The 23672-nt window shown below is 46.3% G+C and carries 23 protein-coding genes and 1 tRNA gene; 19 read left to right on the forward strand and 5 right to left on the reverse strand.

The window, feature by feature from the left end; genetic code table 11:
- The first annotated feature begins 22 nt into the window (after positions 1-22).
- The 4 genes from LIN78_RS09815 to LIN78_RS09830 all read left to right on the forward strand — a co-directional run bounded on the left by LIN78_RS09815 (position 23) and on the right by LIN78_RS09830 (position 2771).
- The gene (locus tag LIN78_RS09815; protein WP_227180625.1) at positions 23-370 is read left to right on the forward strand and encodes an ArsR/SmtB family transcription factor; all 348 of its coding nucleotides are present in this window, start codon (positions 23-25) and stop codon (positions 368-370) included.
- Positions 371-491: 121 nt separating this feature from the next.
- Entirely contained in the window at positions 492-755 is a 264-nt protein-coding gene (locus LIN78_RS09820) for a FeoA family protein (protein ID WP_227180626.1), read from the forward strand.
- Positions 756-761: 6 nt separating this feature from the next.
- A complete protein-coding gene (feoB, locus tag LIN78_RS09825) occupies positions 762-2600 on the forward strand; it encodes a ferrous iron transporter B (RefSeq protein WP_227180627.1) in 1839 nt (612 codons plus the stop codon).
- A gap of 12 nt (positions 2601-2612) precedes the next feature.
- Positions 2613-2771 carry a FeoB-associated Cys-rich membrane protein gene (locus LIN78_RS09830; RefSeq protein WP_227180628.1) on the forward strand — a complete coding sequence of 53 codons (159 nt, stop codon included), beginning with the start codon at positions 2613-2615 and terminating at the stop codon, positions 2769-2771.
- 28 nt (positions 2772-2799) lie between these two features.
- Here LIN78_RS09830 and LIN78_RS09835 read toward each other — a convergent pair whose 3' ends face one another.
- Positions 2800-3453 (reverse strand): response regulator, encoded by a 654-nt coding sequence (locus LIN78_RS09835; protein WP_227180629.1) that lies wholly within the window; start codon positions 3451-3453, stop codon positions 2800-2802.
- A 1-nt stretch (position 3454) separates the two neighbouring features.
- On the reverse strand, positions 3455-4069 hold the full coding sequence (locus LIN78_RS09840; RefSeq protein WP_227180630.1) for an arylesterase: 615 nt from the start codon (positions 4067-4069) through the stop codon (positions 3455-3457).
- On the opposite strand from LIN78_RS09840, the gene LIN78_RS09845 reads away from it, so the two are divergent.
- On the forward strand, positions 4068-4766 hold the full coding sequence (locus LIN78_RS09845) for an ABC transporter ATP-binding protein (protein ID WP_227180631.1): 699 nt from the start codon (positions 4068-4070) through the stop codon (positions 4764-4766). The two genes, LIN78_RS09840 and LIN78_RS09845, sit on opposite strands and share 2 nt — an antisense overlap.
- Here the strand turns inward: LIN78_RS09845 and dusA are convergent.
- On the reverse strand, positions 4759-5772 hold the full coding sequence (dusA, locus tag LIN78_RS09850; protein ID WP_227180632.1) for a tRNA dihydrouridine(20/20a) synthase DusA: 1014 nt from the start codon (positions 5770-5772) through the stop codon (positions 4759-4761). The genes LIN78_RS09845 and dusA overlap by 8 nt on opposite strands.
- 82 nt (positions 5773-5854) lie before the next feature.
- Between dusA and LIN78_RS09855 the strand changes: the two genes are divergently transcribed.
- The gene (locus LIN78_RS09855) at positions 5855-6145 is read left to right on the forward strand and encodes a sulfurtransferase TusA family protein (RefSeq protein WP_373307750.1); all 291 of its coding nucleotides are present in this window, start codon (positions 5855-5857) and stop codon (positions 6143-6145) included.
- Positions 6146-6162: 17 nt separating this feature from the next.
- Here the strand turns inward: LIN78_RS09855 and LIN78_RS09860 are convergent, their stop codons facing one another.
- Positions 6163-7101 carry an NAD-dependent epimerase/dehydratase family protein gene (locus LIN78_RS09860; protein WP_227180633.1) on the reverse strand — a complete coding sequence of 313 codons (939 nt, stop codon included), beginning with the start codon at positions 7099-7101 and terminating at the stop codon, positions 6163-6165.
- Between the two features lie 56 nt (positions 7102-7157).
- On the opposite strand from LIN78_RS09860, the gene LIN78_RS09865 reads away from it, so the two are divergent.
- From LIN78_RS09865 to LIN78_RS09920, 12 genes are all read left to right on the forward strand, one after another.
- Positions 7158-8183, forward strand: coding sequence for a CDP-6-deoxy-delta-3,4-glucoseen reductase (locus tag LIN78_RS09865; protein ID WP_227180634.1), 1026 nt, complete (start codon positions 7158-7160; stop codon positions 8181-8183).
- 175 nt (positions 8184-8358) lie between these two features.
- Positions 8359-8631 (forward strand): hypothetical protein, encoded by a 273-nt coding sequence (locus LIN78_RS09870; protein ID WP_227180635.1) that lies wholly within the window; start codon positions 8359-8361, stop codon positions 8629-8631.
- A gap of 188 nt (positions 8632-8819) precedes the next feature.
- Positions 8820-9479 (forward strand): TetR/AcrR family transcriptional regulator, encoded by a 660-nt coding sequence (locus LIN78_RS09875; RefSeq protein ID WP_227180636.1) that lies wholly within the window; start codon positions 8820-8822, stop codon positions 9477-9479.
- Between the two features lie 13 nt (positions 9480-9492).
- Complete coding sequence (locus LIN78_RS09880) at positions 9493-10806, forward strand: TolC family outer membrane protein (RefSeq protein WP_227180637.1); 1314 nt, start codon at positions 9493-9495, stop codon at positions 10804-10806.
- Positions 10807-11050: 244 nt separating this feature from the next.
- Positions 11051-13684 (forward strand): CHASE2 domain-containing serine/threonine-protein kinase, encoded by a 2634-nt coding sequence (locus tag LIN78_RS09885; RefSeq protein ID WP_227180638.1) that lies wholly within the window; start codon positions 11051-11053, stop codon positions 13682-13684.
- Positions 13677-14504 (forward strand): Stp1/IreP family PP2C-type Ser/Thr phosphatase, encoded by an 828-nt coding sequence (locus LIN78_RS09890; RefSeq protein ID WP_227180639.1) that lies wholly within the window; start codon positions 13677-13679, stop codon positions 14502-14504. The genes LIN78_RS09885 and LIN78_RS09890 overlap by 8 nt, the downstream gene beginning before the upstream one ends.
- Before the next feature lie 7 nt (positions 14505-14511).
- Complete coding sequence (locus LIN78_RS09895) at positions 14512-15246, forward strand: FHA domain-containing protein (RefSeq protein WP_227180640.1); 735 nt, start codon at positions 14512-14514, stop codon at positions 15244-15246.
- Between the two features lie 5 nt (positions 15247-15251).
- Positions 15252-17474: a CHASE2 domain-containing protein gene (locus tag LIN78_RS09900; RefSeq protein ID WP_227180641.1), complete on the forward strand. Its 2223-nt coding sequence runs from the start codon at positions 15252-15254 to the stop codon at positions 17472-17474.
- 1 nt (position 17475) lies between these two features.
- On the forward strand, positions 17476-19857 hold the full coding sequence (locus LIN78_RS09905; protein WP_227180642.1) for an HD domain-containing phosphohydrolase: 2382 nt from the start codon (positions 17476-17478) through the stop codon (positions 19855-19857).
- 99 nt (positions 19858-19956) lie between these two features.
- The gene (locus LIN78_RS09910) at positions 19957-21126 is read left to right on the forward strand and encodes a class I SAM-dependent methyltransferase (protein WP_227180643.1); all 1170 of its coding nucleotides are present in this window, start codon (positions 19957-19959) and stop codon (positions 21124-21126) included.
- A 73-nt stretch (positions 21127-21199) separates the two neighbouring features.
- Positions 21200-21276: transfer RNA gene (locus LIN78_RS09915), tRNA-Met, on the forward strand.
- Positions 21277-21391: 115 nt separating this feature from the next.
- Positions 21392-22417: an extracellular solute-binding protein gene (locus LIN78_RS09920; RefSeq protein ID WP_227180644.1), complete on the forward strand. Its 1026-nt coding sequence runs from the start codon at positions 21392-21394 to the stop codon at positions 22415-22417.
- Here LIN78_RS09920 and LIN78_RS18205 read toward each other — a convergent pair.
- Positions 22396-22518 (reverse strand): hypothetical protein, encoded by a 123-nt coding sequence (locus LIN78_RS18205; protein ID WP_264474581.1) that lies wholly within the window; start codon positions 22516-22518, stop codon positions 22396-22398. The two genes, LIN78_RS09920 and LIN78_RS18205, sit on opposite strands and share 22 nt — an antisense overlap.
- Before the next feature lie 311 nt (positions 22519-22829).
- Here LIN78_RS18205 and LIN78_RS09925 point away from each other — a divergent pair, with 311 nt between their 5' ends.
- Complete coding sequence (locus LIN78_RS09925; protein WP_227180645.1) at positions 22830-23591, forward strand: restriction endonuclease; 762 nt, start codon at positions 22830-22832, stop codon at positions 23589-23591.
- Positions 23592-23672: the final 81 nt, after the last annotated feature.

The following is a 23672-nucleotide window of genomic DNA, read 5'->3' on the forward strand; positions in this document are numbered from 1 at the left end:
AGTACAACAGAAGGAATTTGTTATGGAAATGCTCAATGATGCGGCGTTAATCAAAGTGGCTAGTTATTTCAAAGCACTTTCAGAGCCAACTCGCTTAAAACTATTAAATGCAATGCGTGACGGCTGCAAAACGGTTAGCGAACTCAAAGAACTCACCGGTTGTAGCCAAGCGAACACGTCTAAGCACCTTGCTATGCTGCTAGAAGCCGGCTTAGTTTCCCGCTTACAAAAAGGCAATCAAGCGATTTACTCAATTGCGGATGAATGCACTTACGAACTTTGCGATATTGTCTGCGGCAACGTGGCCAAGATTTTGCAGCGAGATGCAGTCATCAGCGCTGCATTACAAGGCATTAACCCGAATAGTTAAAGGGAAACTTGTGACTAGAATCATGATTTGCATCAAAGCTTTGATATAAAGCGATTGTGATTCAAATGAGAGCTTGATAGCATCTGATAATCAATATCGTTTAGATTTCGGATTGAAGATCATGACCGCCGTTCCGCTACATACCTTACCCAAAGGTGCACATGCCAAGATTATCAGTATTGATATTCAAGAGGCGTTCGGCGCTCACGATGAAAAAGTTACCTTGCGGTTGAAAGAACTAGGGTTTCTTCCCGGTGCAACCTTAAAAATCATCGGCTACGGTCTATTTGGAAAAGACCCTATCGCCGTCCAAATTAACGGGACGAAGTTTGGTTTACGTCGTCGCGAAGCAGAGAAAATCCTCGCCGTTCCTCATAAGGCCTAAAGAAGCATGAATGCAGCTCCATTCCGGTTTGCCCTTGTGGGTAATCCAAACTGTGGCAAGACCGCCTTATTTAATCGCTTAACAGGTTCTAGAGCCAAAGTAGCAAACTACGCTGGCGTTACTGTCGAAAAAAGGATTGGCCAGTTTCTCGCAGGCGAGCAAACAGCTGAAATCATCGATCTTCCGGGTACATATAGCCTTTATGTCGCCTCCCCTGATGAGCAAGTAGCAAGACGCGTAATCTTAGGCGAGATGGCGGATGAAGCCAGCCCGGATGCATTGATTGCGGTTGTCGATGCTACCAACCTAAAACTAGGCCTACGCTTAGTGTTAGAGCTAAAAACCCTTGAGATTCCAATGGTGCTCGCGTTAAACCTAGCCGATGCAGCCGAACATCGAGGCATCCGGATTAACGTTGCAGAATTAAGCCAACGCTTAGGTTTACCGGTAGTAGAAACCGTCGCGGTAAGAAAGTCAGGCGTTAATGCGCTATCGCAAGCGATGCAAAAGATGGTTGTACCCAATGCCACCAAAAGAGAAGGCATTCATCTGCCTGATCGGGTTGAGGATATCGAAAGCCTGTATGCGCGGATTGATCAGATTCTTGAAGGCTGTGTTACCGCACCAGCCAACCCACCCCGCTGGCAAGAGGTGTTAGATAGCCTCATCATGCACCCAGTGGCAGGCTTGGTGATTTTGCTGACGATTTTATTTCTCATGTTCCAAGCTGTTTTTGCTTGGGCAAGCCCCTTAGTCGATGCAATTGACGGCGCCGTTCAATGGATTGGCGCTCAAGCAGGCGCACTTTTACCCGCCGGTATTTTGCAAGACTTTGTCGTGAACGGTTTAATTGCCGGCACGGGTAGCGTACTGGTATTCCTTCCCCAGATTATTATCTTGTTTGCCTTTATTTTGGCACTAGAAGACTCCGGCTACTTACCACGCGCGGCCTTCTTGCTTGATCGACTCATGCGAGGGGTTGGATTATCTGGCCGCTCTTTCATTCCTCTGTTATCTAGCTTTGCCTGTGCGGTGCCAGGCATCATGGCGACCCGATCAATCGCAGACCCGAAAGAACGACTCATCACCATTATGGTCGCTCCGTTAATGACCTGTTCGGCAAGGCTACCTGTTTACGCCTTAGTCATCGGGGCATTTGTGCCAAAGGCAACCGTATGGGGAGGATTTAATCTCCAAGGGCTAACCCTATTTGTGCTTTACATTGCGGGGATTCTTAGCGCGGCAGTCATTGCTTGGATACTACGCCGCAATCAAAAAGCGGATGATGATTTTCCGCTACTACTAGAGTTACCAAGCTATCGCTGGCCGCATCTTTATCACTTCCTGATGGGTCTAAAAGAAAGAGCATGGATCTTTATTCGCCGTGTGGGCACGATTATTCTAGCGCTATCCATTTTGCTATGGTTCTTAGCAACTTACCCCCATGCACCAGTGAATGCCACCGCCCCTGCAATTGAATACAGTTTTGCGGGGATGTTAGGTAAGTTTATGCAGCCAATATTTGAGCCACTAGGCTTTAGTTGGCAAATGTGTATTGCGCTAATCCCCGCGATGGCAGCACGAGAAGTGGCGGTGAGCGCCTTAGCAACGGTCTACGCAGTTGGTGGAGGCGATGCGGCGCTTGGTGCTAGTCTTGCGCATGCATGGGCATGGCCAGTGGCGTTAGCTTACTTGGCTTGGTTTGTTTATGCACCGCAATGCTTATCGACCATTGCTGTTGTTAGACGCGAAACCAACTCAGCAAAAAGCACCGCTTTATTTACGGTGTATTTATTCGTACTAGCGTATGTCGGTGCATTATTGACGCGCTATCTCGCAAGTTAACAGGAGTGCATTATGTCTGAAATCGCACAACAACTAATCGTCGGTGTAGCCGTTGTTACGGCAGCGGCTTTCGTCCTACGCAAATACGTCATCAAGAAAAAAGGGGCCAATTCTGGCACCTGTGATCAATGCGGAAGCTGCGGTAGCAACGCAAAATCTCGTTGCAAGTAATATCCGTTATTAATTTGACAGCAGTTGGCTATGCAATCACATAGCCAACGCCCCGCATGGTGCGAATAAACTGCTCGCCAAGTTTCTTGCGCAGATGATGAATGTGGACCTCTACCGCATTACTGCCCACTTCTTCACCAAAACCATACAAACTATCTTCTAATTGCTCTCGCGAACGTGCCGTGCCTTTGTGTTCTAGCAAATCGATCAGCAGCGCAAACTCTTTACCAGATAACACCACTAATTCTTCCGCCTTCCATACTTGCCGAGAGGCAGGGTCCACCCTTAAATCACCCACACGGATTTCTGGTGTTGCGCGGCCATGCGCCCTTCTCATCAGTGCCCGAACACGTGCCTGCAACTCCTCCATGGCAAATGGCTTGATCAGGTAATCATCGGCACCCGCCTCTAAACCTGCGACGCGATCTTCAATACTATCTCTAGCGGTCAGCAGCAAAACCGGAATATCACTTCCTTTACTCCGTAACTTACGAAGCACACTTAAACCATCTTGCCTTGGCAAGCCAATATCTAACACCACTAGTTCATAATCAGTAGTAAGCAAGGCAGATTCTGCCTTCACGCCATCGTCTAACCAATCGACAACTAACCCCGTTTCACGCAACACCGCTGCAATGCCATCGCCTAATAGCGCATCATCTTCCGCTAGCAAAATTCGCATATTAGCTTCCTTTTTTACCGATCACTTTCTTTAGCACCGGCCAAACAGTATCTAGCAATAAGGGCTGTGCCTTGGCAATTGGGTGTAAGCCATCAGCCTGAAACAAGTCTCTTCTATTCGCTACTTTTTCAAGTAAAAATGGTACGAAGCTAGCCAAATGATCTTTTGCCAAGTCTTGATACATTTGGCTGAACTTTTTCTGATACAAACGACCATAGTTAGGCGGAATCTGGACACCGATTAGCACTAGTTTTGCGCCGGAATCGGTTACTTGCTCCATCATGCGCTGTAAATTGTTTTGCGTAGCTGTTAGCTGTAAACCACGTAAACCATCATTTGCGCCTAATTCGAGCAACACTATGTCGGGGTGATGTTTGTTTAAGAGTTGCGGCAGGCGGGCAACTCCACCAGCAGACGTCTCTCCGGACACACTGGCATTAATCACATCGTGCGATTTGGCGACCCGCTTTTGAAGAAGATCAACCCAACCTTCTCCTTTGGCTAATCCATAACCCGCCGATAAACTATCGCCCATAACCAAGATGGTTGCAGCCATTGCGGGGGCACCGAATAATGCAACGATCAGCAATAAAGACTTTGACAGGACAGACAACATGAATCGCACAGCAAACTCCTTTGGCAATGATGACATCATTGTGCAGGCGCAGCGCGTAGGAAAGCAAGTGACGATCAACGGTAAAACAACGGATATTCTGAAAGATGTGTCACTTCATTGCGAAAAAGGAGAGACCATCGCTATCGTGGGCAAATCCGGCAGTGGGAAGTCAACCCTATTGGGTTTGCTTGCAGGGCTAGATCAACCAGATAGTGGCAGTATTCATCTATTTGGCCAGCACCTCAACATACTGAGTGAAGATCAACGCGCCAAACAGCGTGCCGGTAAAGTTGGTTTTGTTTTTCAAAACTTCCAATTGCTCGACATGCTGACCGTCCTAGAAAACGTCATGCTTCCTTTAGAATTAGCCGGAGAAAAAAATGGCCGTGCGATTGCGATTGGATGGCTAGAAAAAGTTGGCCTTGGGGATCGGCTAGATCAACTGCCAAGTAGCTTATCGGGCGGAGAGCAACAACGTGTAGCGTTGGCACGCGCATTTGTTACCCAGCCCGCCATTTTATTTGCCGATGAACCGACGGGAAATCTAGACGGAGACACAGGACAAGCCATTATCGAACTGTTGTTTGCGCTACAAACAAACAGCCAAACCGCGCTTATCATTGTGACGCATGATGACCAACTAGCATCCCGTTGCCAGCGGCAATTACTACTGCAAAAAGGCGAGTTAGTTAACTAATTTCATCCATCTGTTCAAAACGGCGAGATAAATGCGCTTCCATTAGTTTTACGGTTTCAGAGATCAGGCTTGCTTGGTTGGCTTTTAATAAATTAGCATCCGACAACTGCCGGCGCCAGTGCCTTGCCCCTGGCAAGCCTTGATACAACCCTAAGATATGTCTAGAGATGTGGCGAAGCGGGACGCCTTCGGCAATGCAGCCTTCCACAAATGGCATGATGTTAGCGATGACCTCTTCCCTTGAGAGAACCGGGTGATCATCGCCATAAATTTCAGCATCTACATTCGCTAGTAGATATGGATTATGATACGCCTCACGACCAATCATCACCCCATCGACATGCTGCAAATGGGTAAACGTATCGGGCAATGTCTTAATCCCACCGTTAATCAAAATTTCCAACTCTGGAAACTCTGCCTTTAGGCGATACACATAATCGTATTTCAGAGGTGGTATTTCACGGTTCTCTTTGGGCGACAAGCCTTTGAGGATCGCATTTCTGGCATGCACAATAAAAACGGTGGTTTCACTTTTTTGCGCAACGTTAGCGACAAATTCCCGCAAATAGTCATAACTTTCAACATCATCGATACCAATTCGATGCTTAATCGTTACCGGAATACTCACCTGATCTTGCATGGCTTTTAGGCAATCCGCCACATGATCTGGCTCAGCCATTAAGCAAGCGCCAAAAGCACCCGATTGCACCCGCTCACTTGGGCAGCCAACGTTCAAGTTGACTTCATCATAGCCCCACTCTTGCGCAATTTTAGCGCACGCGGCCAAATCATTACGTTCGCTACCACCTAGTTGTAACGCAACAGGGTGTTCGCACTCATCAAATTTAAGATGTCTTTCCTGATTTCCATGCAAAATCGCCCCCGTATTCACCATCTCGGTATATAGCCAAGTGTGTTTAGTAATTTGACGGGCAAAATAGCGGTAAAAACGATCCGTCCAATCCAACATCGGAGCAATCGCCAGTTTGCGAGGAGGTAAAGACATGCCTATTCCAAATCAAGAAAACGTATCGTGCTCATTTTACTGCAAAAACTGCATTGCTCGGCACTCTTCCTAACGCGTACACATGCAGCCACGTTGGAAAAAAGGTAAACTGATTTCAACTCGATTGATTTTGAATGATTCGCGCATGAACCCAGATTTAGAAATCGACCTAAAAGGTCTAAACTGTCCACTCCCTATTTTACGAACCAAGAAAACCTTAGCGACGTTAGATAGTGGGAAATTACTGCAAGTATTAGCAACAGACCCAGGCACACCAACCGACTTTGCCCAGTTTTGCCAACAAACCGGGCACGAGCTAATTTCCACCGAGCAAGTCGACAACTACTGGAAATTCCTTATTCGCAGAAAATGAGCCGAGGTTAAGTCGCTTTAATGCCGTGGTGCATTCAGCGCCGATGCAACCGTTGGGAATTTCAGCTTGACCCGTAGTTCTTGTTTTAGACGCTGGTTACGCAGGCGTCTAGACTCATTCAGATAGGACATCATGACAGGCGATAGCCGTTTTGAGGCTTCTTCTCTTGTGACTCGCTCAGGTTTGGGCAATTGCGCATAGGTCGCCACCGCCTCGAAGTAATCGCCCATTTTAAGATCACTGTCATCCACCGCGTGATAAATGCGCCTATTTTTACCCCTAAAAAGCGCGAAGGCTGCAATGCGAGCAAGATCATCTGCGTGAATATGATTGGTATAGCTGTCTTCACTTTCCAATAGGCTTGGGAGCTGATTTTCTAGCCTAGCCAAGGGAAGTCGATCTAGCGCATAGATGCCTGGCACTCGCAAAATCGATACTGAGCGTGCCGCGACGCCGCCCCAAGCACGGAGTTGTTTCTCGGCGGAGAGTCTACGTTTTGCCCTTAACGTTTGTGGATTCACCATCTGGCTTTCTTCCACCCAATTCCCTTGGCAATCTCCGTAAACACCGCTAGTACTGATATAGACCAATCGCTGTGGTAAAATATTGTTTTTGTTGCAAATACTCGCTTGATTGCGTTGCTTTGGTTGATGCATTATCCAAGCGAGTAACTGTTGGGTTCGACGATCCAATTCGCCAGTCGTGTCATTAGGCGGCGCAAAATGCAGGATATAAGCGTATCTCGGGATCGCCCTACGTTGTGTGGGCAGCAAATCCAGATCGACACGGATAGGAAGCGCACCCGCAGTTTGCCAGCTATTGGCTTGCGCCTCTCGCCGAACCACTACATGCACACGAAATCGAGTGAGAAGCCAAGGCAAGATTCGCTTTGCAATATCACCAGCACCAACTAGTAACAATAATGGCTTATTCATTACGCGAGATGGCTGAGGCATTCGCCGACCCTTTTCGTCAGATTTAGAATTAACACGCATTTCAAGAAGGAATTTTCATGTCCTGCCAGGTCAAGTTGACACCAAGCGGTCACGAGTTTAACGCAAAACCAGAAGACACACTTCTGGAATCCGCCATGCAAGCAGGGCTAAATATCCCTTACGGTTGCCGTAATGGCGCCTGTGGCGCTTGCAAAGCAACCATCGTGACCGGTGAAGTACGTCATGGAGACTTCCAATCAACCACGTTGACTGCAGACGAAATTGCAGCAGGCAAAACATTGCTATGCTGCGCCTACCCAGAAACCGACTTAACGATTGAAGTTAAAGAAGTGACCGGTGGCAAAGATATTCCAGTAAAAACCTTGCCATGTCGCGTACACAAAATTGAAAAGCCAGCAGATGATGTGGCTGTCTTGTACTTAAAATTACCAGCAAGCGAACGCCTGCAATTCATGGCTGGCCAGTACATCGACATCCTAATGAAAGATGGCAAACGCCGTAGCTTCTCATTGGCTAATGCGCCACATGACGATGAATTCTTGCAATTGCATATTCGCCACGTACCAGGCGGTTCTTTCTCTGACTATGTCTTTACCGGCATGAAAGAAAAAGAAATTCTGCGCTTTAATGGCCCATTAGGCACCTTTTTCTTAAGAGAAGATTCAGATAAGCCAATGATTTTGATTGCAAGCGGAACGGGCTTTGCGCCAATCAAAGGCATCGTCGAGCATGCATTGAAAGAAGGCTGTGATCGCCAGATGGTGTTCTATTGGGGCGCACGTCAGCCAAAAGACTTGTACATGTTTGATTTGGCATTGAAATGGCAACAAGAAAACCCGAACTTCACCTTTATTCCCGTTGTTTCTGATGCAACTGCAGACGATAACTGGGCAGGACGTACCGGTTTTGTTCACCAAGCCGTTTTAGACGACTTTGCCGATCTATCAGGCTACCAAGTGTATGCATGTGGAGCACCCGTTGTTGTAGAAGCGGCACACAATTCCTTCATCCAGACACGCAATCTTCCTGAAGACGAGTTCTACTCTGACGCCTTCTTTTTGGCGAAAGACTTGAAACCTTAAGGCCAATTGCACTGTCAAAAAAACCGACACCCATAAAAAGTGTCGGTTTTTTTTATTAAAACCCTCAAAAAAATCTTTTCAAAAACTTAAAAACAAGCGATATTGAAATTACAGGGTTTGCCCTGATTTCCTGAGTAGCACCACTGAAACGTAGTCCCTGCACAGGAGGTTTGTCATGAGAAACCCAAACACCGATATTCTCGATGTCTTAGCGCGCAGCGACATGCTACAGTTTAACGGCGAATATGCGCGCCCAGAGTATCTATTCGTTCCTGAAGAGGATGCGGCATCGCATCCAGACGATGTTGTCCTTGAACTTTCGACCGACAATTTAGACGAAGACTTCACCTTAGCCGAGTTGGAAAATGCAAAACCGCTAGGAGAAGGTGCCTATCTACTCGAAAACCGCGGATTATTGCGGTGCCTGACTTCATTTATTCTTCACTAACCTTTTCGAATTTCTTCCGAACTAAATAAAAACACCCGGTCGAGACACCGGGTGTTTTGCATTCTATTGCCCGCCATAAATAGTTGTTTCAATTGTAAAAAAGTAAGTACTCGCCTTGACTTAGCGGGCCACCAACTCTAAAGTACACTTACTGAACAAATGTTTATTAACTTAAAATCGCCACCAATATGGACCAACCCACTCAAAGAAATAGCCGTAGAAAAGAAGCCCGTCCGGGAGAAATCCTAGATGCGGCATTGGCTATTTTTGGCGAAAAAGGGTACGCCGCAGCCAGTATTGAGGACATCGCAAAACGCGCAGGTGTGACCAAAGGGACGCCCTATCTTTATTTCAAAAATAAAGAAGATTTGTTCAAAGCGTTGATTATTGCATCGATTAGCCCAACGGTTGATGGGCTCACCGAATATCTAAAAGAGGCACAATCCTTGCCCGTTGCACTGCAACTACAAGGCACATTGCACTTTTGGAAAACCAACGTTTTAGACACCTCTAGATCGATCATTTTAAAACTAATGATGGCAGAAGCCAGCAACTTCCCGGAAGTTGCACGATTCTACCAATCTGAAGTCATCGAAAAAATTACTGATCAGCTAGCGGCATTAATTACATTAGGCATTGAAAGAGGTGAATTTCGCCCGATCAATGTAGAAAGTATTACCCATGCATTATTGGCCCCAATGATTTATGCCGTGTTGCAGAAACATTGTTTTCAGTGCCATCAGCATCCCGCCCCGGAAGATTGGTTACCTGACTCGGTTCAGGTACTAATTCGGGGACTGCTTATCCAACCCACCATCAATACAAATCTACCGCCTCAGCATTGTTAAAGGATAATCTTGAATGAATGCACTTAAACCAACTCTTATGGCTGTTAGCTTATTTGCTGCCATTGCTTATCCGGCGGCAGCGGATAATCTAATGGACATCTATCAAGCAGCCAGACTTCAAGATCCGACCTATGCTTCTGCTGCTGCTACTTATCAGGCAAATATTGAGGCATACCCGCAGGCACGCGCAGCGCTATTGCCGCAAGTATCAGCAACAGGCGCCACCACTTGGAATGACTCAAAAACGGATCTATTCGCTGGTGGCACGGCTAATTCTCAATACAACACCAATTCATTGGTGGTTACTGCCAAGCAAAGCTTATACAACCAAGCGAATTACGCAGCACTAGAACAGGGAAAACTGACGGTTGATCTAGCGGAAATCCAGCTAAAATCAGCCAAGCAATCCTTAATTTTAAGGGTCGCCCAAGCTTACTTTAATGTACTCGCTGCGATGGATAAGATCACCTACATTAATCAGCAAAAGGCTGCAATTAGCCAGCAGCTTGCGCAAGCGAAAGCCAGCTTTGAAGTCGGTACAGCTACCATTACCGACACCAATGAAGCGCAAGCTAAGTACGATCTCATGATTGCCACCGAAATAGCGGCACAAAACGATTTAGCCATTAAGCAAGAAACACTTCGCCAATTAGCGGGTAAGCCATTTAATGGCGTAGCACCATTGGTGAACACAAACCGAATCAACCTGAAAGGTAGTAACCTCGATTGGCAAAACACCGCCCAGCAAGATAGCTTGGCGGTAAAAGCCGGGCTCATCCAGAAGTCGATCGCAGAAGAAGAAATTAAACGCGTGAAAGCTGGGCATTTGCCGACATTAGATTTGGTCGCCAATAGCGGGCGCAGCACTACCCATGGTTCTTCTAGTCCTGGACGGACAAATTACAACAATATCGGACTCCAGCTAACCATTCCTATTTATAGTGGCGGTTCAGTGACCTCGCAGTCTCGTGCAGCCGTTGCAAAAGATGAAGCAGCAAGACAAGACCTTGAAGCGGCAAGGCGTAGTGCATTGCAAGATGCCAACACTAGCTACTTAGGTGTAGTTAGCGGCGAAGCACAAGTCAAAGCACTGGAACAAGCACTAGTATCCGCAGACAGCGTACTAAAGTCGACTAAGCTAGGACAAGAAGTCGGCGTCAGAACCAATATTGACGTACTGAATGCACAGCAAAGTTACTTCAGCGCGCAGAACGACCTCTCTGCTGCTCGCTATAGCTACCTACTTAGCTATCTCAGCCTGAAGTCTGTTGCCGGACAGTTAGATGAAGCAGATGTTGCCGAAATCAATCAACGATTAGGCAATTGATTTCACCATTCTGCTCAAAAAGTAATGCCTCTCACAAAAAGAGAATGACCGCCAAAACGGGCCTCATTCTCTTTTTTTATTTTTCCGCATGACATCTTCAAGAATGATGCGGTATTTTTCTTAATTTCGCGTAGAATAAAAGCATAATCATATGACCATCCCGCCAATCCAATGGGGATGGAGTCTACAAAGACAGGGCAATGGAAGGCTCTTTAAGAGAGTGCCCTTTGAATGGAATGCTTTTATGCGCACACGCTCCTCTTGGATACGTGACAGCTTGTTTGCATTAATTGTCGTCGTTGGCTTTCTTGCCTTAACGAAGACAACGACTTTCTTTGATAGTTTTGAAGGAAAAGTCTACGACACAGGCCTCAAGTTAGCGAAGCGCCAGCCTAGTAATGAAATAGCCGTCATCGCGATTGACGATAAAAGCCTGAGAAGTATCGGACGTTGGCCATGGTCTAGAGAAGTCATGGCAAGATTTACCGCGCAGCTTTCTAGTGGAGAACCCAAAAGCATCGTCAATACGGTGTTCTTTTTTGATCCACAGACCGATCCGGGCATGGTTTATATTAATAAACTCATCCCGTTAGTAGCCAAAGCGCAAGCCGCGGAGAATGGTCAGCGTAATACGCCACCAACAACGGTATCGCCAGCCCCCGCAGATGGTAACGCTACCGAGTCTCCTGATACACCCGCCCCTGTTACCCAAGCACCAGAAGCACCGCAAGTAAAAAACCCTTACTTACAATCAATGAGCCAGGTACTCAAAGATGCAGATAAAAACCTGAACGTTGATAAAAAACTAGCGGATGCCATTGAAAAATCTGGCACGGTCGTCCTATCTGCTGACTTCACTCTGCCACAAGCAGGAGAAGCAATTGGTCGTCCGAATAATGAACCTGGATACATTAGCAATTTTCAGATCCCGCAAATTCAAGATAATGGACGCAGCAATTTAAGCTTAACCGCCAAAGACGCCAACTGGCCTTTAGATGTGTTTGGGTCTCACGCAGCGGCAATTGGCTATAGCATGTACATCCCAGATACAGATGGCGTGGTTCGGCAAGAATCCCTCTATATCAAATTAGGCGATAGTTACTATCCTTCACTTTCTCTTATTGCTGCGGCACGACAAAAAAATCTTTCACTTGCCGACATTAGCCTCACCACGGGTGGGCCACTTAGTTTAACCAATCAAAAGTTACCAGCAGATAGTGCTGGCATTATTCGCCCTTACTTTTACGCGAATGACAAACCATTTCCTGTTGATTCATTCTTTGATGTTTTAAGCGGGGCGATACCTGCTGAAAAATATAAAGACAAACTCGTTTTAGTTGGCACCATTGCCAATGGGCTTGGCGATCAGTTAGTGACGCCAACCAATACAAGCACACCGCCCGTGATTGCGCTTGCTCACTCGACATCTAGCTTACTTCAAGGCGATGCAATCTCTCAGCCCGCTTGGGCCGATTGGAGTGCCACCAGCACCATCACCTTTATCGCCCTTTATCTCATGTTCATTTTGCCAAGACTTCCTGCCAGAGCAGGTGCTGTCGTGAGTCTTGTATTACTGGCCGCATGTATCGGCTGCGAACTTTATTTATTAGCCAACCAGCTTAAATGGGTCCCACTCACCATCCCCGCACTCTTGCTGGCAATTGGTCATTTAGCCATGACCACTAGGAAGTTCTTGTTTACCGAAGATGGCAAAGCAAGAGCAGATGCAGAGTCCGCAGAGAGTAACCGTATGCTTGGCTTAGCCTTCCAAGGTCAAGGCCAACTTGATTTAGCGTTTGATAAATTCAGAAAATGCCCGCTAGATGAAAGCATGATGGATGTGCTGTACAACTTGGCATTAGATTTTGAACGCAAGCGTCTATTTAATAAGTCACTTGCTGTTTACGAATATATGAAGTCATTCAGCACAAAATTTAGAGATGTACCCGAGCGCTTAGAACGAGCCAAACAAATGCAAGGCACCGTCATTTTGTCGAATGCAGCGGGCTCTCCACAAGGCACGCTCATTACCGAAGGCACCGAAAAGCCGATGCTTGGCCGCTATCAAATTGAACGCGAACTAGGCAAAGGAGCAATGGGGGTTGTTTATTTCGGTCGAGACCCAAAAATTGGTCGGACAGTTGCCATCAAGACAATGGCTTTATCGGAAGAGTTTGCTCCAGAAGAATTAGCCAAAGCACGTCAGCGCTTCTTCAGAGAAGCCGAAACTGCAGGTCAATTAAATCACCCGAATATTGTGACCATTTATGATGCGGGCGAAGAGCATGATCTAGCGTATATTGCGATGGAGTTCTTAAAAGGACAAAACTTAGAGCAATATACACAAAAGGATCATTTACTCCCTCGTGCATTAGTGTTAAACATTGTGGCACAAATTGCGGAAGCGCTGGATTATGCACATAAGCAGCAAGTGGTTCACAGGGATATTAAACCTGGCAATATTATGTACGAGCCGGCTAGTCGCCAAATCAAAGTAACCGACTTTGGTATTGCACGGATTACCGACTCTAGCCGAACACGAACTGGGCTGGTACTAGGTACCCCTAGTTACATGTCTCCAGAACAATTGTCTGGTAAACGAGTTGATGGTCGATCTGATCTCTTCTCGCTAGGCGTAATGCTGTACCAACTATTGACCGGACACTTGCCATTTGAGGGGGAGTCAATGGCAGAGTTAATGTTTAGAATTGCGAATGAAACCCCTACAGACATTACCACCTATGCTGCAGATATTCCTAGTTGCGTAGTGGAAATTATCAACAAAGCTTTACAGAAAGATCCGGACCGTCGATTTATTAATGGATCCGATTTTGCCAGATCACTAAAGCGCTGTAGTTTGGAATGTGAACATGGCTGAGAAAGACCAATTAGTATCCATGTTGGGGCAAACGCACCCAGGCATGGAAAGAGAACATAACGAAGACGCTATTTGGATGGATAGCAGTCTTGGTTTAGCTATTCTTGCAGATGGCATGGGCGGCTATAACGCAGGAGAAGTTGCCAGCGGCATGGCCGTTGCCTGTATTAGTACCGATATTCGGATTAAGCTTGATCCCTTGAATGGCAGCAAAAAAGACCCGCTTGAAACGACAGTGCAATTTTACGAGCGCCTTTTACAACAAGCGACGTTATATGCCAACCAAGAGATTTTAGAAACTGCAGAGAGACAGCCAGAATGCCAAGGCATGGGCACCACCTTGGTTGCGGTCAAGTTTTATGACAAGATGGTAACCGTTGCGCACGTTGGTGATGCTAGGCTCTATCGTCTGCGCAATGGCCTTTTAGAGGTCATGACAAAAGACCACTCGCTATTACAAGAACAGTTAGATAGTGGATTGCTCACACCAGAAGCTGCGCGCTACGTTCCTTATCGCAATTTAGTGACTCGCGCTGTTGGTGTACAGGCCGCACTAGATGTTGATGTACAAACGTTAGCGATTGAAGAAGGGGATATTTACCTACTCTGTTCTGATGGATTAAATGACATGCTAACGGATGAAGAGATTGGCTATACGCTTGAAAGCGCAATCACTTCACCACAGTTAGCCATCGACCTGCTTATTCAACAAGCGAATGATGCAGGCGGCAAAGACAATATTTCGGTTATCGTCGCCAGAGTTGAGGGCGAGGTAGTGAGCACCAATGGTGCGTTGGACTGGCTAATGCCTTGGAGATAAGCGCAACATGGCAAAGCTGATACTTTCATTAGATGGGGCAGAACTGCGTGAGATTCCACTCACTGGCAGCCGAATTACCATTGGCAGAAAACCACACAACCAAATTGTGTTAAACAATTTGGCGGTAAGTGGCGAACATGCATTGTTAATTCGAAACAGAAATGAATACGTACTGGAAGACAGACAAAGTACCAACGGCACCTTCGTTAACGGCCAACCGGTGAGCAAAGTTCGTCTAAATAATCACGATACCATCGGGATTGCGCGTTATCGCTTAAGATACGTCGATGACACTGCTTACAAACCACAAGCAGGCCAGTTTGAAAATACCGTACTAATTGCACCAATGAGTACAACTAGCCATAGTGATGCACCAAGAAAAGCCGTAGCCGTGGCACCTGCACCAGTAGTTACACCACCACCGCTAGAAAGCTTAACTGAACCACCATCATTACCTCCTCAAAAGGCGCAGATCGAAGCCAAAGTTGTCATCGCAAATGGCCCGAATGCAGGCAAAGAACTGGTGATTAGCAAAAACTTTGTGACACTTGGGAAACCAGGTTTCCAAGTAGCCGTGATTAGCCGTCGTCCGCAGGGCTTTTTCCTAACGCATGTTGAAGGCGCGCAACACCCGATTGTGAATGGTGAATCGATTGGCACCCAAGCGTTTGAACTTTCCACGCAAGATGAAATTGAGCTAGCGGGGATTGTGCTTCGGTTTGTCATGACTAGCCGGATTTAAGCACCGTGAAAACTTACTTCAAACAACACCGCTGGCCGTTATTGGTAAGCGGTTTGTTTTTTCTACTGCTCGTCGCAGATAGCATTGGCTTACTTCATTTACCCGCCGTAGAAACGCTTGAGCAAAGTTATTACGACTTCCGTTTAAACCAGCACCAGCCAACAAAGCAATCTGATCAAGTAGTCATCGTCGATATCGATGAGAAAACACTTGCAGTGGAAGGTCAATGGCCCTGGCCAAGGCAACGTTTTGCGAAATTACTCGATCAGCTAACCAATACGTATCAAGTTAAATTAGTAGGCTTAGATATCACATTTGCGGAACCAGATTCACACAACCCATTACCGTTACTCAAACAACTTGGGCAAACGGAATTAAAAGAAAATACGCAATTCCAGCAAACACTCGCGCGCTTAGCGCCCATGCTAGATCCTGATGCGCAACTAGCAGAAAGCCTAAAACATAAAGAAATCATTTTAGGTTATTACTTCTCTAATGAATCAACCCGGCAGTTTGGGCAAATTCCAGCCCCCTCTCTCAGTAGTGATTTATTGCCGGCTTATTCACTGAATCACTTACCCAATTTTACGGGCTATGGGGCCAACTTAGCACAACTACAAAATGTGGCGGTTGGTGCAGGTCACTTTAATCCATTTACAGACCCGGATGGTTTAATCCGAAGAGTCCCCTTATTAGAGAAATACAATAACGGTTTATATGAATCCCTCGCGGTGAGGATGTACCGTCGGCTACAAGGGGATCCACCTATTTTACCAATCAGCCAATCAGCTGCCGGTGGCTATGAAGCAATTGAACAATTGTTGATTGATGATTACAAAATCCCTGTTGATCAATCACTGAATGCATTAGTACCTTATCGCGGTCCTGCGCGAACCTTCACTTATTTATCGGCAACCGATGTCCTAACGGGCAAAACACCTGTGGCGCAACTAAAAAATAAAATCGTTTTAGTTGGCACGTCTTCCATTGGTTTGGCTGATTTACGAAATACACCTGTTGGCAATGCTTATCCGGGTGTCGAAATCCATGCCAATTTACTGGCGGGTTTATTGGATAGGCACATCCCTTTCCGACCAACTTACGCCATCGGGATCGAACTGCTTCTCCTTTGCGTACTGTTTGTCACGCTAACCATTGCACTCATTCGTGCAAAAGCGATCTTTGCGGCGATCACGGCCGCTGGCATCATGTTGATCCTTGTTCTTACCAACCAATGGATTTGGCAAGCGCAACTCACTGACTTACCAGTGATCCGATGTTTGTTATTGGTATTTGGACTCTTTGTTATCTTCATGACCTTTGGCTTCTTTTCAGAAACCAACCTTAAACGCCAGTTGGCCAATCGATTTGGGCAATACGTTCCGCCAGAAATCGTCGAAAAGATGTATGAATCTCCTGAGGACTATACAACGGAAGGTCAAAACCGCGAGTTAAGCGTTCTGTTTAGCGATGTTAGAGACTTTACCTCCCTCTCGGCGCACTTAAGCCCTGTGCAACTCACAGAAGTCATGAATCTATTACTGAGTGAATTAACCGAAGTCGTCAGAGAAAAACATCTAGGGACCATTGACAAATATATTGGCGATTGCATCATGGCCTTCTGGGGGGCGCCTGTCATGGATGAGCAACATCCATCCCACGCCATATCTGCCGCACTGAGCATGCAAGCCACCATGGTTCGCTTACGTCCTGAATTTGCAAAACGCCAGTTAGCCCCCTTACAAATTGGGGTCGGCATTAATACCGGACAAATGGTGGTAGGAGAAATGGGCTCTCGCTACCGTACAGCCTATACTGTAATGGGAGATGCGGTGAATCTAGCCGCCCGCTTAGAAGCACTAACCAAGCATTACGGTGTGGGTATTTTGGTTGGGGAAGACACTTACAAAGCGACTAAAGATCAGTTTTTATTTAGACATATCGGGCAAGTCATCGTCAAAGGACGGGACGAACCAACCAGTATTTTTGAACCGATTTGTGAAATCCATGCGGCTTCGCCGGTGTTACTCAAATCTGTAGAGTTGTTCAACCAGATGATGCAGCAATATAGCCAAGGCGAGTTCCTTGCCGCGCAGCAGATCTTGATGCAGTTAATAGAGAAAGAGCCAGATACCCTCCTGTATTTGCATGTTGAACATTCAATCAAGGAACTCATCGCGAATCCACCCCGCCACTGGGATGGCATTACTAGAATGAAAGAAAAATAAGATGGAAATTTCAGTCCTAGGATGTAGCGGCGGTATAGGCGGTGACAGACGCACCACTTCTTTTTTACTTAACGACCACACATTAATTGATGCAGGTACTGGAGTGGGGGATTTATCTCTTGATCAACTATTAAAGATTGATCAAGTCTTTCTGACCCACGCCCATCTTGATCATTGCTGCATGTTACCGATGCTGATTGATGCCGGTGCGGGTATTCGCACAAAACCAATTGAAGTGCATGCCAATGCAGAAACCATCGCGGTTCTGTCTGCACACATGTTCAATAATAAGTTGTGGCCAGACTTTACTAGCATTCCAAGCAAAGAAGCACCGTTTGTCCGTCTGAATACCTTAGCTGTAGATGATGAAATCAGTCTTGACCCGGTGACTACCTTGCACGTATTGCCAGCCAATCACTCGGTTCCTGCGGTGGGCTATGGCATCAGCACCTTTGGTAAAACGTGGATTTTCACCGGCGACACCAAAGGCAGCCCAATTTTCTGGGAAAAGCTGAACCAACTGCCAGCACCTACTTGGCTCGTGATCGAAACCTCGTTTACCAATCAAGACCATCACCTAGCCAATGTGTCTGGCCACCTTTGCCCTGATAGTTTAATTGCTCAGTTAGATCAATTATCCGCAGGTTGCCACCTTGTGATTACCCATCTAAAACCAGGTGAAGAAGAAGCCATCTTAGAGGAGCTACAGGCGACCAACCCCTTGATTGGCGATATCACGGCCATTCGATCTGGTTTTCGGTTTGAATTAACCGAGTCGCAAGCAGATATCATCCCCGCCAATCCAAGCATTGGCGCAGAATGGCTGGATGAATTAAATAAAATTGGTACCGACTTATCCGCAGAAAAAGATCTCGCCACCCTATTAGAGCGTATTCTCATTGCGGCCAAAACTTACTCGAATGCAGATGGTGGCACGGTTTATAGATTAATAGACAACCACTTAAAATTTGAAACGGTCCTAAACGATTCGCTAGGCTTTGCAATGGGCGGCACCACCGGCAAAGCAATTTCCTTCCCACCTATCGCACTCTCAAATAATGGTGTAGCCAATCACCATCATGTAGTTGCCCATGCCGCACTTACCGGACAAACCATTAACATCGAAGATGCCTACACGGCAGATGGTTATGACTTTAGCGGCACCAAAGCATTTGATGAACGCACGGGTTATCGCTCCCGCTCCTTTTTAACCGTGCCGATGAAAGATCATGACGGGCAAGTGATTGGCGTGTTGCAGTTAATCAATGCTCGCTACCCTGATAGTGGACGTATTATTGGTTTTAGCCATGCCGTTCAGCGACAGGTTGAGTCCTTAGCATCCCAAGCAGCGATTGCGCTTGGCAACCGCCTCCTGATTGACCAGTTAGAAATGCTATTCGAGTCCTTAATCAACCTGATTAACCAGGCACTGGATGAAAAATCCCCGTACACCGGTGGTCACTGTGCTCGAGTACCCGAATTAACCATGCAGCTGGCGAATGCCACTGCAAATGTTGATTATGGCCCGTATCAATCGTTCTCTTTGGATGCAAAAGACAAGTACGAACTCAAGATTGCCAGCCTCTTGCATGACTGTGGAAAAATCACTACCCCCGTGCATGTGGTAGACAAGTCGACCAAGCTAGAAACCATTTATGATCGTATCGAGGAAGTGAATCGCCGCTTTGATATCGCCAGTAAAGAACTCGAACTTCAAATGTTGCGTGGCAACGCTACCGAAGCAGAAACCAATAGCGCCTTAGCAGCCTTAGAAAATGATCGACAATTTATTAATCAGACCAATCGTGGTGGTGAATGGTTAAGTGATGAGGCCGTCCAACGGATTACACAAATTGCCAGTCGGACTTGGCATGATGCAGCGGGCAATGCATACCCCATCCTGACCGAGAACGAAGTCAACAACCTGTCTGTAAGAAAAGGGACGTTAACTGACGAAGAGCGCCAAATTATTAATCACCATATAAATGTCACCATCAATATGCTAGAAGCGCTCCCATGGCCGCCTCATTTAGCCAGAGTGCCAGAGTTTGCTGGCGGGCATCACGAGCGAATGGACGGCAAAGGCTACCCTAAGGGCCTCACCAAAGAAGAAATGAGCGTACAAGCCCGCATGATGGGCATTGCGGACATTTTTGAAGCACTTACCGCTGCTGATCGGCCATATAAGCCCGGATTAAAGCTATCTGTCGCGCTGACCATCTTGGGCAAAATGTGCAAAGACCAACATATTGACCCAGATCTCTTTGAAATCTTCGTAAAAGAAAAGGTCTACCTCTCTTACGCAGAAATGTTCTTACCCCCCCATCAAATTGACGAAGTGAATATCGACCTCATCCCGGGGTGGAGCGGCTTTCAGGGCTAGCACAATTTCTGATATCAGGCGAAAATACACGCTTACATTTGAATGCCTAATGTAGACATCGCCACCTAGATGTCTACCTACCTATTTTCTGGAAAAAACGTGCACGTCATTGGCAATAAAACCGAACTCCCAGCGCCTTCCGCTGAAGCGCAAGCAGTTTCAGACCAACTGGTCGCCCATCTTCATCAGGTTATCGCTGAAAATAAAGGCTGGATTCCCTTTGTAAAGTTTGAAGAACTTGCTTTATATGCGCCGGGGCTAGGCTATTACAGTAATGGCTCGATCAAACTAGGCAGCCAAGGCGACTTTACTACAGCGCCAGAGCTGTCTTGCCTATTTGGCCAAACGATTGCTAAGCAAATTCAGCAAGTACTAACGCAAACGGGTGGTGATGTACTCGAATTTGGCCCCGGTTCTGGCAAACTCGCCTTAGACATTTTGCTTGCCTTAGAGAAATTAAACGCATTACCCGATCACTACTACCTACTAGAAGTGAGTGGCGATCTTAGAGAGCGTCAGCAGAGCCGGCTCAAAAAAGAAGCCCCTCATCTACTGCATTTAGTCTCATGGCTAGATGAGTTACCCACCACATTTACCGGCGTAATGCTTGGAAATGAAGTATTAGATGCGATTCCAACCCATCTGGTACGCTGGACGAACGATGGAATTAAAGAAGTAGGCGTCTCTCTCATCGATGGACAATTTGCACTAGTCGATCGCGCAATTGAAGACCCTTCTTTACTTCAGCAGGCAGAATCACTACCGGTCGAAGCACCCTACCTAAGTGAAATTCAATTAAGAGCCGCTGGGTTTGTAAGCACGCTGGCCCAAGCGCTAACGCATGGCCTGCTACTCATGATTGATTACGGCTTTTCTGAACGCGAGTACTACCACCCACAGCGTGATCAAGGCACCTTGATGTGCCACTACCGTCATCATGCCCACCCAGATCCACTCATTTTAGTTGGGCTGCAGGATGTCACCACCCATGTCGACTTTACGGCAATGGCGGTGGCCGGTGTCAACGAAGGGTTAACTCTATCTGGCTACACCAGCCAAGCCATGTTTTTAGCCAACGCGGGGATTACTGACCTACTATCAGAAATAGATCAGACAGACCTTGCTACTTACCTCCCCTTTGCGAATCAAGTACAACGATTAATGAGCCCTGCAGAAATGGGGGAGTTGTTTAAAGTGATTGCTTTAACCCGCAATATCGACGATTCACTGCTTGGTTTCTCGGTCGGAGACCGTTCGCACGCGCTTTAAACGCTTTTTTTGAATTATTTTGCAAAAAGGTGTTGACAGCCTAAAGGGGAAAAAGCATAATACGGCCTCTTTCGGCGAATTAGCTCAGTCGGTTAGAGCGACGGAATCATAATCCGCAGGTCCGGGGTTCGAATCCCTGATTCGCCACCAAATACAAAAGCCAGCTCCTAGAGCTGGCTTTTTTGTTTTTCATTGACCATCATCTGTCTGCAATTTCTTTACGTTATGCTATTCTGAAATTAACCAGATAATCATAACGACACTCATGCAAAAAATTATTTTTGCAATTCTACTGACAAGCCTTACATTTACTTCTTGCATCGCCTATAGCAAGGAGTCTCTTCATATTATTGCGTGGCCAGGCTACGCAGATGATGATGTCGTTTCGGAATTCAGCAAACGCTTTAATGCAGACGTAACCGTCAGAATTATTGGATCTGATGATGAGCTATGGGAAACCATCCACTCACCAGACATTAAGGCAGACGTATTTGCCGTTAACACCGCCGAGCTGCAACGCTATATCGAAGAGAATCTAACCACACCCATCAATTCAGAAGACTTACCCAACCAGAAATTCCAGCAAAAGCAATTTCAGCCACTATCCAAAGTCCACGGGCTAATCAACAACAACCACCTTTACGCCATTCCTTATGCGTATTCAGAAATGGGCTTAATCTACAACAAAGATATCGTCAAACAAGCCCCCACCAGCATGAACGTCATGTGGGATAGCACATATAAAGGACAAGTACTATCTTACAACGGTAGCACACAGAACTTTTCTATGGCCGCCCTAGCCCTTGGCATCAAAAACCCATTTCAACTTAACCAAACCCAATTTGGCAACGTCACCAAACGCATTGCAGCCCTGAGAAAAAACACCGTTAGCTACTACAACATGCCAGAAGAAGTGGTTGAAACGTACAAACGAAAACCCGTTGCACTAGTCTATGCAAACTACGGCACACAACAGGTAAAAATGCTAAGAGATGCCGGCGCCAACATCGGCTACATCATCCCCAAAGAAGGTGCACTTGCATGGCTAGACTGCTGGGCAATCCCCTCGAAAAGCGAAAATAAAAAGCTAGCACATGAATGGATCAACTTCAGCTTAAGAAAGCCCGTCAGCGACCTCCTATCCAGCCGCTACGGCCTATCTAACACCATCACCACCACACCCAACACACCCAAGGGCAAACTCATCTGGCTAGAACCAGTTGAAAATGCCACCATGCGCACCCAAATCTGGGAGAGAATCATTGGCGGTTATCGCAAAGGCGTGCAGTAACCACCTCCCCACATAGCTACACCATTCAAAACCAAGACAAACAACCCCATCTCTAGCACGCGCCAGACCAATGCACATAGATATTCGGTTGCATCTGCCATGCCAATCTCCAAAAAGAAAAACCCCATCAGCATTGGCTGGTGGGGTTTAGATAAATGATTTCAGGACTACAGATGAATAATATGGGAGTTCAGGGTGGAGGTAATACAGCTAGTGAGACGTGCAGCTATTGATCAACAGCAATATCGACACCCCTCGCTCAAGACATCGGATTATGCTATTTTGATAGGTAATATGGGGTTCACGTAAAAAGCTGGGATATGTTACATATACAAGATCAGAGCAGTAGGGGCAAATTGTAAACTTCGCCATATCGTAGATATGAACACACATTGACAACTCAGGAGAAAGCATGTGGCAGTTCGCAGGTGCGATTAGATATTTATGTAACGAGTGCGACGAGTATGGTCACACTGACATAAGCGATTTTGAAGTTGAGAACGTAGACTGCACCGAAAGAGCAATGGGAGCAGAATTAACTTATGAGCTAACACTAGATGAAGTCTGTTCAAATTGTGGTTATTCAATCGAATTTAACTTCATGGTTTATGTATATCCAGAAGGTTGCATAAATTATGTTGAGAGCAATATCCAGGGTGCATCAACAACAGACACCCCTGTTTTCGAGTATTTCCCAGAGTTATATGAGGCAAGAGAATTCGATCTCGCAATTGCGAGCACAAAAGAGATCATTCTAGAAATCCAATCAGACCCAGAATTAATTCGCAACATAAACTCTCGCCAGTTCGAAGAAGTTGTCGCTGAATTATTCAGAAACAAAGGATTTCAAGTAGAACTAACAAAGCGCACAAGAGATGGCGGCAAAGATATTATTGCGATAAGTACAGATCGCTTTGGAATCCCGCTAAAGTACTTCATCGAGTGCAAGCACTATGCAGAAACAAACACTGTCGGAGTAGACGTAGTTAGAGCATTACATGGTGTAAAAAACACTAAAGACGGCCCAAATAAAACAATTATTGCAACAACATCGAGTTTTAGTACTGATGCTATTAGATTCGTAGAAAAGGAAGCGTCAAGTAGTTGGGATATATCGTTGGCCGACTACAATCAAATTGTGACTTGGATAGACGACTATAATAGTCCTCACTAAGCACATTTAAGCAAACTTCTGTATCCAAAACTTTTTAAAAACCGGTAAGCACATGCAAATCCACTCGACCAGAAATGGACC

Source organism: Leeia speluncae, from assembly GCF_020564625.1.
In the GTDB taxonomy this organism is placed as follows: Bacteria; Pseudomonadota; Gammaproteobacteria; order Burkholderiales; family Leeiaceae; genus Leeia; species Leeia speluncae.